Source organism: Leucobacter chromiiresistens, from assembly GCF_001477055.1.
GTDB classification, from domain to species: Bacteria; Actinomycetota; Actinomycetes; order Actinomycetales; family Microbacteriaceae; genus Leucobacter; species Leucobacter chromiiresistens_A.
Window position 1 is genome coordinate 1 of sequence record NZ_LDRK01000092.1, and the last position, 12,254, is coordinate 12,254.

At 70.1% G+C, this 12,254-nt stretch carries 15 protein-coding genes; 7 read left to right on the forward strand and 8 right to left on the reverse strand.

Annotation, left to right across the window (positions count from 1 at the left end; translation table 11 throughout):
• Together NS354_RS10970 and NS354_RS10975 are read right to left on the reverse strand one after the other, a co-directional pair.
• On the reverse strand, positions 1–891 hold an 891-nt coding region (locus tag NS354_RS10970; protein ID WP_058594525.1), incomplete at its 3' end, for an ABC transporter substrate-binding protein.
• A gap of 178 nt (positions 892–1,069) precedes the next feature.
• Positions 1,070–2,032: a cation diffusion facilitator family transporter gene (locus NS354_RS10975; RefSeq protein WP_058594526.1), complete on the reverse strand. Its 963-nt coding sequence runs from the start codon at positions 2,030–2,032 to the stop codon at positions 1,070–1,072.
• A 137-nt stretch (positions 2,033–2,169) separates the two neighbouring features.
• Here NS354_RS10975 and proC point away from each other — a divergent pair, with 137 nt between their 5' ends.
• A complete protein-coding gene (proC, locus tag NS354_RS10980) occupies positions 2,170–3,057 on the forward strand; it encodes a pyrroline-5-carboxylate reductase (protein WP_058594527.1) in 888 nt (295 codons plus the stop codon).
• 86 nt (positions 3,058–3,143) lie between these two features.
• On the opposite strand, the gene NS354_RS13645 is transcribed toward proC, so the two are convergent.
• The 4 genes from NS354_RS13645 to NS354_RS11000 form a co-directional block, all read right to left on the reverse strand.
• Positions 3,144–3,962, reverse strand: coding sequence for a hypothetical protein (locus NS354_RS13645; RefSeq protein ID WP_193750768.1), 819 nt, complete (start codon positions 3,960–3,962; stop codon positions 3,144–3,146).
• Positions 3,963–4,130: 168 nt separating this feature from the next.
• Complete coding sequence (locus NS354_RS10990) at positions 4,131–4,499, reverse strand: SAV_915 family protein (RefSeq protein ID WP_058594529.1); 369 nt, start codon at positions 4,497–4,499, stop codon at positions 4,131–4,133.
• Positions 4,500–4,610: 111 nt separating this feature from the next.
• Complete coding sequence (locus NS354_RS10995) at positions 4,611–5,276, reverse strand: potassium channel family protein (protein ID WP_058594530.1); 666 nt, start codon at positions 5,274–5,276, stop codon at positions 4,611–4,613.
• Positions 5,269–6,642 carry a TrkH family potassium uptake protein gene (locus NS354_RS11000; RefSeq protein ID WP_058594531.1) on the reverse strand — a complete coding sequence of 458 codons (1,374 nt, stop codon included), beginning with the start codon at positions 6,640–6,642 and terminating at the stop codon, positions 5,269–5,271. The genes NS354_RS10995 and NS354_RS11000 overlap by 8 nt, the downstream gene beginning before the upstream one ends.
• Before the next feature lie 222 nt (positions 6,643–6,864).
• Here NS354_RS11000 and NS354_RS11005 point away from each other — a divergent pair, with 222 nt between their 5' ends.
• The 4 genes from NS354_RS11005 (at position 6,865) to NS354_RS11015 (ending at position 8,368) form a co-directional block, all read left to right on the forward strand.
• A complete protein-coding gene (locus NS354_RS11005; RefSeq protein WP_010155961.1) occupies positions 6,865–7,329 on the forward strand; it encodes an ArsR/SmtB family transcription factor in 465 nt (154 codons plus the stop codon).
• Positions 7,330–7,489: 160 nt separating this feature from the next.
• Positions 7,490–7,588: a 30S ribosomal protein bS22 gene (locus NS354_RS13215; RefSeq protein ID WP_005504750.1), complete on the forward strand. Its 99-nt coding sequence runs from the start codon at positions 7,490–7,492 to the stop codon at positions 7,586–7,588.
• Between the two features lie 146 nt (positions 7,589–7,734).
• Complete coding sequence (locus tag NS354_RS11010; RefSeq protein WP_058594532.1) at positions 7,735–8,028, forward strand: glutaredoxin family protein; 294 nt, start codon at positions 7,735–7,737, stop codon at positions 8,026–8,028.
• Between the two features lie 37 nt (positions 8,029–8,065).
• Entirely contained in the window at positions 8,066–8,368 is a 303-nt protein-coding gene (locus NS354_RS11015) for a Dabb family protein (protein ID WP_058594533.1), read from the forward strand.
• 46 nt (positions 8,369–8,414) lie between these two features.
• Here the strand turns inward: NS354_RS11015 and NS354_RS11020 are convergent, their stop codons facing one another.
• Together NS354_RS11020 and NS354_RS11025 are read right to left on the reverse strand one after the other, a co-directional pair.
• Positions 8,415–9,746 (reverse strand): flavin-containing monooxygenase, encoded by a 1,332-nt coding sequence (locus tag NS354_RS11020; RefSeq protein WP_058594534.1) that lies wholly within the window; start codon positions 9,744–9,746, stop codon positions 8,415–8,417.
• A gap of 193 nt (positions 9,747–9,939) precedes the next feature.
• On the reverse strand, positions 9,940–10,851 hold the full coding sequence (locus tag NS354_RS11025) for a LysR family transcriptional regulator (RefSeq protein ID WP_058594535.1): 912 nt from the start codon (positions 10,849–10,851) through the stop codon (positions 9,940–9,942).
• A 159-nt stretch (positions 10,852–11,010) separates the two neighbouring features.
• Here NS354_RS11025 and NS354_RS11030 point away from each other — a divergent pair, with 159 nt between their 5' ends.
• Both NS354_RS11030 and NS354_RS11035 read left to right on the forward strand, forming a co-directional pair.
• On the forward strand, positions 11,011–11,433 hold the full coding sequence (locus tag NS354_RS11030) for a RidA family protein (RefSeq protein WP_058594537.1): 423 nt from the start codon (positions 11,011–11,013) through the stop codon (positions 11,431–11,433).
• 4 nt (positions 11,434–11,437) lie between these two features.
• Positions 11,438–12,115: a DUF1028 domain-containing protein gene (locus NS354_RS11035; protein WP_058594536.1), complete on the forward strand. Its 678-nt coding sequence runs from the start codon at positions 11,438–11,440 to the stop codon at positions 12,113–12,115.
• The last annotated feature ends 139 nt before the right edge of the window (positions 12,116–12,254 follow it).

The following is a 12,254-nucleotide window of genomic DNA, read 5'->3' on the forward strand; positions in this document are numbered from 1 at the left end:
TGGGTCGGTGGGGTCCTGGTTGTGGGCGTCGTGGTGGAACGGGACGTAGGCGGGGCCCTCGAGCACCGTGGTCTCCCAGCCGGGCTTGTCGGCGGCGGCCGCGATGTTGTTGAACGACCAGTCGAAGACGAGGGGGGTCTCGCCCGAGGCGATCGTCGCCGGCGTCGGGTCGACGGTCAGCAGGTTGCCCGCGTCGCGCAGCTCGGCGACGAAGTCGACGCCGGGCCCGAAGTCGTCGACGCCGCCGCCGTTCAGCGACGAGATCGAGCCGACCGCGGCGAAGGCGGCGCCGGCCTGGGTCGGGTCGCCGTTGAGCACGACGGAGCCCGTGTAGTCGTCGCCCAGCAGGTCGTCGATCGCCTGCGGCTCGGGCAGCTTCTCCGAGTCGTAGCCGATCGACATGATGCCCGAGTAGTTGTTCACCCAGAGGCCGGTGGCCTCCTTGTTCGCGTCGGGGATGTCGTCCCAGGTCTCGACCTGGTAGGGCGCGAACTTGTCGACGTTCTCGAGCGCCACGGCACTGCCGAGGTCGAAGACGTCGGGCGCCGTGTCCTGCCCCTGCAGGTTCTCGGCGGCCTGGATCTCCTCGGCGCTCGACGCGTCGGGCGATGCGGAGTTGACGGTGATGCCGTACTTGTCTTCGAAGCCGGTGATGATCTCGCCGTAGTTGGCCCAGGTCTCGGGGAGCGCGATGACGTTGAGCTCGCCCTCCTCCTGAGCGGCGGCGACGAGCGCATCCATGCCGCCGAAGTCTGCGGCGCTCGTGGCGGTGGCGGCGTCGGTCTCCGAGCCGCCCTCGGCGTTGCTCGCCGTGGAGCAGGCTGCGAGCGATCCGCCCATGAGCAGGGCGGTGATCACGGCGGCGGAGCGCAGAATGGCGCGAGAGGTCACGGGTGTTCCTTCCAACGTATGGGGTTCGGATCGCCGGGAGGCGCGTGCGGACTCGCCCCGTGAACGGGCGGCCGATCCGAGACCCCACGCTAGAAGTGCGCGGTGACCGGGAAGGAGCGGTGCGGTGGCTGCACGGTGAACGGTGCGTGCACCGCGCACGGCGTGAGCGTCGGCGGCGTCAGTCGCTCGACAGCATCACGATGGAGCTCGTCGACGGTGTGTCGGCGTTCGGGTCGAGGTACACGTCGGGCTCGATGTAGATGACGCGCGCTGCGGGCACGGCCTCGCGCACGCGCCGCTCGGCGAGGTTGATGATGACGGAGACCTCGTTCATGGTCTTGGTCGGGGCGATGTCGATCTTCGCGCCGACCATGAACTCGTCGGGGCCGAGGTACAGGGTCTTCATGTGGATGATGCGGTTGACGTCCTGCGACTTGAGCAGGGCGGTCTCGATCTTGGCGACGTCGTCGTCGTTCGCGCCCTCGCCGACCAGCAGGCTCTTCACCTCGACGCCGAGCACGATGGCGACGGCGACGAGCAGCGCGCCGATGGCGACGGTCGCGATGCCGTCGAACAGGCCGTTGCCGGTGAGCACGGTGAGGCCGACCCCGATGAACGCGAAGACGAGGCCGAGCAGCGCCGCCATGTCTTCGAGCAGCACGACGGGCAGCTCGGGCGCCTTCGAACGGCGGATGAACTGGAACCAGCTCGACGTGCCCTTGTGGGGGCGGCTCTCGCGGATGGCCGTGCGCAGCGAGAAGCTCTCGAGCACGATCGCGATGGCGAGCACGAGCAGCGGCAGCCACCACACCTCGAGGGCGTGCGGGTGCTGAATCTTGGAGATGCCCTCGTACACCGAGAACACGCCGCCGATGGAGAAGAGCACGATGGCGACGACGAACGCGTAGACGTAGCGCACGCGGCCGTGCCCGAACGGGTGCTCCTTGTCCGCCTGCTGCTGCGCGCGCTTGCCGCCGATGAGCAGCAGCACCTGGTTGCCCGAGTCGGCGAGCGAGTGCACCCCCTCGGCGAGCATCGAGGAGGAGCCCGAGAAGGCCCAGGCGATGAACTTCGTCACCGCGATCCCCAGATTGGCGAGTAGTGCCGCGATGATCGCCTTGCTGCCGCCTGTCGCGCTCATTCCAGATGCCTCCCGTGTTGGACCCCGTGTGCCCGAATTGCTGGCCCAAGTCTATGACGCGCGTCGGATCGGAGCGGCACGGAAGCGAACAAGGTCGGGGCCCGCATTCTGTCGGCGGCCCTCCATACACTGGGGGAATGGACGAAACGACTGCTGACGGCACCCGCGCGCCGGGCCGCACCCCCGACCACTCCCGACTGCCCCGCACCGCGATGATCGGGGTCGGTTCGATGGGCGGTGCGATCCTGGCCGGTCTGCGCGCGCCCGAGGTCGACATCGAGCGCCCCATCGCCGTGACCACCCGGTCGGAGGCGAGCGCGGAGGCGTTCGCCGGTGCGGGCGACGTGACGGCGCTGTCGTCGGAGCGGGATCCGGAGGCCAACCGTCGGGCGGTGCGCGGCGCCGCACTGGTCGTGCTCGGGGTGAAGCCGTGGATGGTGCGCGACGTGGTGCGCGAGATCGCCGGCGACCTCGAGCCGGGCGCCGTCGTGGTGAGCGTCGCCGCGGGCGTGACGAGCGCGGCGATCGAGGCGGAGCTGCCCGACGGCGTGGCCGTGGTGCGCGCGATGCCGAACACGCCATCGACCATCGGGCTCGGCGCGACGGGCATCGCCGGCGGGGCCTCGGCGAGCGAGGAGCAGGTCGCCCTGGTGCAGCGCATGTTCGCGACCGTGGGCGAGGCGCTGATCGTGCGCGAGGATCAGATCAATGCGGTAGCCGCGGTCTCGGGATCGGGCCCCGCCTACATCTTCCTCTACGCGGAGGAGATGACTGCGGCGGCGGAGCGCGCCGGGTTCGATGAGGATCAGGCCCGCACCCTCGTCAAGCAGACCATCGTCGGGGCGGCGCAGCTCTGGGCGCACAGCGACGAGACCCCGGAGACGCTGCGCCGCAAGGTGACGAGCCCGAAGGGCACCACCGAGCAGGCGGTGCTGGAGCTGCAGCGCGGCGGCTGGGCGGAGTTGTTCGACCGCGCGCTCGCGGCGAACGTGCGCCGGTCGGAGGAGATCGAGCGGGGGGAGTGAGCGGCCGTTCCGGGAGCGGCGGTTCCGGGAGCGGCCGTTCCGGGAGCGGCCGTTCCGGGAGCGGCCGTTCAGGAAGCGGCGCCGCGTCACGTCGGGTCCTGGCGATGGGTGAGGAAGCAGCGAATCGCCTGCTGGGGATCGGCGAGCGCGCCGCGGTGCTGGGGGCGGTGCAGGAAGAACTGCAGGATCGCGGCCACCGTCACCGGGTCTGAGCCGACCTCCAGAGCTCTGACGCTGCTCCGCCGGCCGTTGGTCTCGACGATGACGAGGCGCGGTTTGCCCGTGTTCACTGCCTCGATGTCTGCGATCTCCTCCCATGATGGAGTCCGCTCGAAGGGCGAACTCGTGAATGTCAGTCCTCGCTCCTCGAGGCGCACGCCCGGGGGAAGGCGCAGGTGCCGTGCGAGCTGAGCCAGTCCGTACGCACTGAGGGGAATGACCGCCAGGACTCCCCAGGCGAGCCGTGGGAGATCGATCGCGCTTCTCCCCGCGACGACGAAGAACTCCCAGGTGTACACGGCGTTGGCGATGCCCACGAGGAGGCCGTTGAAGAGCAGGAGGGACGCGATGCAGCGGTGCATCGGCTGCGGGTAGCCGATCCACAGGCCGGTTGCGCGCGTGAAGTAGCGAATGCGGTGCGGCCGCGCGGCCACCCGGTGCGTCGCCCAGGTCAAGGCGAGCGCAATCGCTGCATTCACGACGAAGTATGGTGCGACGGCGAAATGCCAGCCTTCGGGATCGCTGAGCAGGCATGCCACGAAGTAGAGGCCCGTCACGACGAAGAAGACAGCTGCAAAGCACTGCCGTGCACGAAACGCTCCGCCACCGTCGATGAATCGTGCGTCGGTGCCGACAGCGGGCAACCGCAGCATGCGCGATGGGCCCCGGGCAGTGCGCGCGCTCATCGGATCAGCGGAGGGCGAAGGTTCGGGTCGAATCTCGCCTTGAGGCGGATGCCTCGCCTGCGTCCGCAGCGGAGGGGGTCGAGGAGAGCGACGTTCGAAGATCCTCGCCGCTGCGCTCCATCTTCGCGAAGAGCGGCACCACCGCGTCTCGGTCGATCGACAGGCTCGTCATGACAGGCGCCCTCCCTCGAGCAGCTCGATCGGGATGTCGGGGTCGAACGCGACGAGGTCGAACGGCTGCTCGGCCTGCAGCGCATCGAGTGCGACGACCTCGACGACGGCCCAGGCCTGCGACGCGCCGCAGGAGTCGACGAGCCGATCGAGCGCCGTGAACGCGAGGAGGGCGACGCGCTCGTCGGTGGTGCGCAACCGCTCGGCGATCCGCGAGCCATCGGGCAGCAGTCGCACGGGGAGGTACAGCAGCGGCGGGACGATGCGCTGCGGATCTCGCGGTCGTGCGTTCGCAGCGGCTGCGCGCCCGGCTCTCGCTCGGGCGCCGCGCAGGCCGCTGGTGTCGTGCAGGGGGTCGTTGAGCATTGCGCACTCCGGTGGTTCAGTAGGAAAACCACCCCCCGCGGGAGAACCTACCCGGTTCGGCGCCCGAGTGCCAACACGCCCGGCGCAGCGGTGCGCGCTGCGCCGGCAGCCCTAGCCGATGGCGGCGAAGCGCTCCACGTCTGCGGCGGTGCCGCTCACGATGATGAGGTCGTGCCGCGAGACGACCGTCTCCTGCGTCGCATGCGTGAAGGGCTGCCCCGGCGTCTTCACGCCGACGACGGTGACCCGGTACCGGGTGCGCACCCCGCTCTCGCTGAGCGAGCGGCCCCGGATGGAGCGCGGCGGGTACATCTTCGCGATCACGTAGTTGTCGTCGAACTGGATGAAGTCGAGCATGCTGCCGCTCAGCAGGTGCGCGACGCGCTCGCCCGCCTCGCGCTCGGGGTAGATGACGTGGTGCACGCCGATGCGCTCGAGGATCTTGCCGTGCGAGATGGAGATGGCCTTCGCCCAGATCTGCGGCACCCCGAGATCGACGAGGTTCGCGGCGATCAGCACGCTCGACTCGATCGACGCTCCGGTGGCGACGACGGCGATCTGAAACTCGTCGGCGCCGATCTGCTTGAGCGCCTCCATCGAGCGCGCATCGGCCTGCACCGCATGGGTGACGCGGTCGGCCCACTTCTGCACCAGGGCCGAATCGGTGTCGACGACCAGCACCTCGCGATCCTGACGGTCGAGCTGCCCCGCCGTTGCGGCGCCGAAGCGCCCGAGGCCGATGACGATCACGGGGGCGTCACTGCGAATATCAACCAACGATCGGCCTTTCTTCAGGGAGGCGGAACATGCGCGACCGGCTCGTCGCTGCGACCGCCGCCGCCAGCGTAACGGTTCCGACGCGGCCCGCCCACATGGTGGCGGCGAGAATGTACTTGCCCGGGTCGTCGAGCTCGCCCGACAGCCCGGTCGAGAGGCCGCAGGTGCCGAAGGCCGAGATCACCTCGAACAGCACGATGTCGAGCGGCTCGCCGGTGAGATGCATGATGGCGACCGAGGCGGCGAGCACGATCGTCGCGCCCCAGATGAGCACGGAGACGGCGACGCGCAGCACCTCGTTGGGGATGCGCCGGTCGAACGCCTGCATGTCCTTGTAGCCGCGCGCCTCGGCGTACGCCGCGAGGAACAGCACGGCGATGGTCGTCACCTTGATGCCGCCCGCCGTCGACGCGGAGCCGCCCCCGACGAACATGAGCATGTCGACCACGAGCAGCGTCGACCCGTTCATGTCGTTGGGATCCATCACTCCGAGCCCGCCCGAGCGGGTCATCACCGACATGTACACCGAGCTGAAGAGCGTGTCCCCCAGATTCTGCGAGCCGAGGGTGCGCGTGTTGTTGAACTCGAGCGCGGCGATCGCGAGCCACCCGAAGACGACGAAGAGGAGCGTCGTCGTCAGCGTGAGCTTGGCGTGCAGCCCGAGCCGCTTGTGCGCGCGCCACCCGCCGCCGACCACGTACCGGTAGAGCGCGAAGATCACCGGGAAGCCGATGCTGCCGAGGAAGACGCCCACGGCGAGCACGCTGAGCAGATAGGTGTCGGTGGCGAAGGGCTCCAGCCCACCGGGCAGGGGCACGAACCCGGTGTTCGTGAACGCCGACGCGGCGAGGTAGAACCCGTTCCAGAGGGCGTGCCAGAAGTCGTACCCCTCGGCGATGAGGCGGGGCGTGATGAACACGGTGAGCGCCAGCTCGATCACGACGAGGCTCGTCGCGACCGCCGCGAGCAGCCCGCCGATCTCGCCGAGCCCGACGGCCTGGCTCTCGGACACGTCGCGGCCCATCCGCATCGGGTTCGTGTCGCCGGCGGCGAGCAGTCGCGAGCGCAGGCCGAGTCGTCGGGTGACCGTGAGGCCCAGGATGCTGGCGAGGGTGAGCACGCCGATGCCGCCGATCTGCAGGCCGGCGAGGATCAGCAGGTCTCCGAAGAGCGACCAGTGCGTCGCCATGTCGACCGTCGAGAGTCCCGTCACGCAGATCGCCGAGACCGCGGTGAACAGCGCATCGGCGAGCGGGGTCACCTCGCGCGCGCGGCTCGCGATCGGCAGCGAGAGGAGCGCCGTCCACACCAGGATCAATGCGGTGAAGACCAGCAGCGCCACACGTGCGGGCGACGAGTGGATCATGCTGCCGATCCATGACTTCAGCGAGAGCAATCCGGTGAACCGGACGCTCGCAGCGCGTGTCCTCACGACTCCTGCTTTCGGGCGATGGCGAGAACCGAGGAGCGTACCGGCCTCGATTCGATGCTGTCATGCTACACACGCGCGGCGGCTCGCGCGTACGCGGTCGCTCCGGGGTGCCGGGATCGAGCGCGGATCGGGACCGCTGCGGCTACTCTGGTGGCTATGCCAGATATCTTCGGAGTCATCGCCGACGCCACGCGTCGCGACATTCTGCAGGCGCTGCTCGAAAAGCACGTGCAGAGCGCTGAGATGAGCGTCTCGGAGATCGTGAGCCGGCTCGGCATCAGTCAGCCCACGGTGTCGAAGCACTTGAAGGTGCTGCGCGAGGCCGAGCTCGTGGTCGTGCGCGAGAAGGGGCAGCACCGCTACTACTCGCTCGATCCCGAGCCGCTCGAGATGATCGAGGATTTCGTGATCCCCTTCCTCTCGGCGGGCTTCGAGACGGAGGTCACGGTCGAATACCTGTCGGAGAGCGGCGAGCGCGTGCCCGGGCCGGGCATGGACGACGAGTTCGACGAGGTGCTGCCCGAGGAGGCGACCGCCGCCGCGGAGCGCATCGGCCGCGCCGCCGCTCGCGCGGAGCACCGGGTGAAGGAGCTCGTCGCCCGCTTCAAACTGCGCGGCTGACGGGCTGCGCGCACCGCATGGTGCCGGATCGCGGCGGCTCGCGACGGCTCGTGCCGCAGCGGCCCGCACCGCTCGGTTCGCATCTGCGACCGACGCCAGCTAAGATGTATGTTTTATGGGCCCCGACTCCCAGCGGCCCGAGAGACGTTGTGAGGTTAATGTGGGTTCAGTAATCAAGAAGCGTCGCAAGCGCATGTCGAAGAAGAAGCACCGCAAGCTGCTTCGGAAGACGCGTCACCAGCGCCGCAACAAGAAGTAATCGGAGCCGTCGCGAGACGGATCGCCGAGGGAAGGCGCCGACCCCGCGGGGTCGGCGCCTTTCGCATGCCCGGAAGGCCGCGGGCGCGGTGGGCTGCGCGGGCGCGGTGGGCTGCGCGGGCGCGGTGAACGTAGAATCGGAGCATCATGTCTCCCGTTCGCCTGACCCTGATCGGCAAGCCCGGTTGCCATCTCTGCGACGACGCCCGCCTGGCGGTCGACGAGGCGCGGCGCCGGCTCGACGCTGCGGGCATCGCGGTCGCGGTCGAGGAGCTCGACATCACGCATGATGCGGCGCTCGCGGAGGCGCACGCCGAGCACATTCCCGTGGTGCAGATCGACGGCCGACGGCACGCCATCTGGCGCGTCGATCCGGATCGCCTCGTCGCGGCCGCGACGAAGGCCGCCCGCAACCCGCTGCGCGCTCTGCGCCGCCGATAGACCGCCCGCCCCACCCCGACACCCTCAAGGAGCCGCCATGGCACTGCGCCACATCGTCAGCTGGAAGTTCGCCGGAGAGACCCGCGAGGAGCGCGACGCGCACGCCGCTCGGGCGATCGCGGCGATCGAGCCGCTCGCATCGCTCGTGCCGTCGGTGCGCGCGCTCTCCGTGCACCGCAACGAGCTCTTCGACGGCGCGAACTACGATCTGACGCTGATCGCCGACTTCGACGACGAGGCCGGTCTCGCCGAGTACGCCTCGCACCCCGACCACCTGCCGGTGATCGACCTCATGAAGAGCATCACCACGGCGCGAGCGGCGAGCGACTTCACCGTCTGACAGCCGGGGGAAGATTCCGCCGAGTCCCCCCGACCGCGCCGAGTCCCTACCCGGAGTACGCGATCTCGACGGGGGCTCGGCCGGTGGGCGGGGACTCGGCGCCGGCCCCCGCCGCGAACGAGTCGCCCGTGTATGCGACGTATCCGCGCTGGATGGCGATCTGGTCGGCCACGTACTTCGCGTCGTGCCAGACGCCCCAGATGAAGCTCGACCCGCGGCGGGACTGCCACGGGATGCCCAGGAAGTAGACGCCCGGCTCGACCGAGACGCCGCGCTGCTGCAGCGGTCGCCCGCGCTCGTCGAACGCGTCGACCTCGAGCCACGAGTAGTCGACGGTGAACCCCGTCGCCCACACGATCGACGTGATGCCGCGCTCGGCGAGGTCGAGTTCAAGCAGCGGGTGCGACACGCACTCGGGGGTGGGGCCGAACTCGCGGGCGGCGGGCTCCTCGGGCAGGTCCAGCCCGTTCCGCTCGATGTACGCATCGGCTTCGTCGAGCAGCGACAGGTAGTTCTCATCGCCGCGCGCGATGTTCGCGGCGAGGTCGGCGCCGAAGCGCAGCACCCCGTTCGCGTACGCGTTCGCGCGGCCCACGAGCGTGATGCCGGATGCGGCGAGCTCGCGGAAGTCGATGGTGCGGCCGCCGTTCGCGCCGCTCACCGCGATGGTCACGTGCTCCGCGCCCTGCGGGGGAGCGGCCGCCTCCCACTTGCCGAGCACCCCCAGCCACCAGACGAAGTTGCGGCCGCGGTAGCGCTGCGGCGGCCGGTCGTGCGGGCCCACGGCGAGCACGACGTCTCGGCCGGATCGCCGCAGCTCGTCGGCGATCTGCACGCCGGAGGAGCCGGCGCCCACGACGAGCACGCCGCCGTCGGGCAGCTGCTCGGGGTTGCGGTAGGCGCTCGAGTGGAGCTGGTGCACGCCCGCGTCGGCGGGGACCAGCGGCGGGATGGAGGGGTTCTGGAAGGCGCCGGTCGCCGCCACGACGTAGCGTGCGCGGATGGCCCCCGAGGTGGTCTCGGCGAGGAAGCCGGGCTCGCCGGCGAGCTTGCGCACGCGCGTCACGTCGACGCCGGTGCGGATCGGCAGCGCGAAGCGGCGGGCGTACTCCTCGAAGTAGGCGGCGACGCGATCCTTCGGGGCGAACGCGTCGGGGTCGACGTCGTCGAACTCCATGCCGGGGAAGCGGTCGTGCCAGGCGGGGCCGTTCGCGACGAGCGAGTCCCACCGCTCCGACCGCCAGCGCTCGGCGATGCGGCGGCGCTCGAGCACGATGTGCGCGATGCCCTGCCGCGACAGGTGCTCGCTCATGGCTACGCCGGCCTGGCCGGCTCCGACGACGAGGACCTCCGTGTCCTCGATCTGCTGGCTCGTCATACGTCACTTCTCCACTCGCGTCGCTTCGCTGCTGACGCGCTCCGGGCGATGCCTCCGGTGCGCTCCGGGCGTCGGGGCGGCCCGGTGCAGTTCAGACAACCGCACGAGGGGAGTGGTGCGCCAATACACGTTCGCGGTGCACTCGATCGCTCTGGCAGATCGCGCTCCGCTGAGTGATCGGTTTTGGGGATCGTCAGGCGGGGGTGAAGAGGGTGCGGATCGCCTGCTCCACCGCGCGCCCGCGGCTCGTGCGCCGCACCTGCGCGAGCGACGAGACCTCCAGGGTGAGGCCCGGAGCGTCGTCGGAGATCTCGACGGCGACCGTCTCGGCGCCCGCGTACGTCTGCGCGGTGCGCGGTCGCTGGTTGAGGATCGAGAAGCCGAGCCCCATCGCCACCATGGAGCGCACGGTCTCGTAGCTCCGGCTGCGGTAGCGCAGGTTCGGAGTGATGCCCGCTTCGGTGAGGATGCGCACGAAGTAGTCGGTGCTGCTCGGGAGATCGAGCAGCACGAACGGCTCGTCGGCGAGCTCGGCGAGCGCGAGGCGCTCGCGGGAGGCGAGGGGATGCGACCGCGCGAGGATCACGTACGGCCGGAACTCCGCGACCCGCGTGTTCTCGATGCCGTCGCCGCTCGGCAGGTCGTACGTGACGGCGAGCTCGGCGCTGCCGTCGCGCAGCGCGGCGAGGCACTCGGCGTGGTCCCCCTCCCGCACCGTCACCTCGAGTTCGGGGTGCGCATCGCGCAGCTCGCTGAGCAGCCGCGGGAGCACGAACGGAGCGAGCGTCGTGAAGCAGGCGATCGTGATGGCGCCCTGCACGTGGTTCTGGTCGGCCCGGATCGTGTCGATCGTGCTGTGCAGCGAACCGAACAGCCGATGGGCGTCGCGCAGCAGGGTCTCGCCGGCGGGCGTCAGAATGAGCCCCTTCGAGTGCTGGCGGATGAAGAGCGACGCCCCGAGCGAGCGCTCCAGCTGCGTGATCGCCGTCGACACGGCCGATTGGGCGACGTGCAGCTCGGCGCTCGCCGCCGTCATGTTCAGGGTCTTCGCGCACTCGGCGAAGTACACGAGCTGCGTCAGCGTGATGGGGAATCGTTGCGCCATGCCGGGCCTCCTCGCTCGAACGCGCGCCCTCGCGGCGCTTTCGGCACGATCTGATCGACAGATGACGTGCGTAACTTTTAGCTATTTTACAGATGCCGAGGGCGCTTCGAGAATGAAGTGAAGCCGGGCGCGCGAGCGCCACTCGACGAGGAGGATCCCGTGACGGAAACGACCCACGTGCGTCTGCGCAAGTTCAACACGAAAGAGACGTACCCCGAGCAGAACCTCGACAACGATCTGTGCCAGGCGGTCGTGGCGGGCGGCGTCGTCTACCTGCGCGGGCAGATCGGACAGGACCTCGACACCCGCGAATCCGTCGGCATCGGCGACGTCGCCGCCCAGACCGAGCAGGCGATGGCCAACATCGAGATGCTGCTCGCGGAGGCGGGCAGCCGGCTCGCCGACATCGTGAAGATCACCATCTACATCGTCGATCCGCGCTACCGCGAAGACGTCTACCGCACTGTCGGCAAGTGGCTGCGCGGCGTCCACCCCGTCTCGACCGGCATCGTCGTGCAGGCCCTCGCCCGACCCGAGTGGCTCGTCGAGATCGACGCGACCGCCGTGCTGAGCGAGCGGTGAACGCATGACCTTCTCACTGCTGCTGCGCGACCCCGAGTCGGGGGAGTTCGGATCGGCCATCTCCTCGTCCTCCCCCGCGGTGGCGGCGCGCTGCGTGAACCTCGCCGACGGCGTCGGCGGCGCCCACTCGCAGAACGTCACGGACCCGCGGCTCGGCCATCGGCTCCTCGATCGCCTGCGCGCGGGGGACCCGGCGGCGGAGGCCCTCAGCGCCGTGGTCTCCGCAGCCGACGACGCCTCGATCGCCTACCGCCAGCTGCTCGTGCTCGATGCCGCGGGTCGCACCGCGGTCTACTCGGGTGCGCAGGCGCTCGGCGTCTTCGGCTCCGCGGAGCGGGAGAACGCCGTCGCCGGCGGCAACATGCTCGCGGGCCTCGATGTGCTCGACGCGCTGGTGGAGACGGCGCTCGCCGCGACGGGCCCGATCGAGCAGCGGCTCCTCGCAGCACTGGAGGCTGCGATCGAGGCGGGCGGCGAGGCGGGGCCCGTGCACTCCGCGGGCATCTCGGTCGTCGCGAACGCCGGCTGGCGCGTCACCGACCTGCGCGTCGACTGGTCGGAGCACCCGATCGCCGAGCTGCGCCGAGCGCTCGACGTCTGGTTGCCGCAGCGCGACGCGTACGTCGACCGCGGAATCGACCCGTCGGCCGCGCCCTCGTACGGAGTGCCCGGCGATGAGTGACGCGCTGAAGGAGCGCATCGCCGCAGCGCGCGAGCGCATCGACGCCGACCTCGTCGCGCTGTCGAACCGCCTGCACGGCGACCCCGAGCTCGGGTGGCAGGAGCACCGCGCGTCGGCGGCGGTCGCCGCGCTGCTCGCG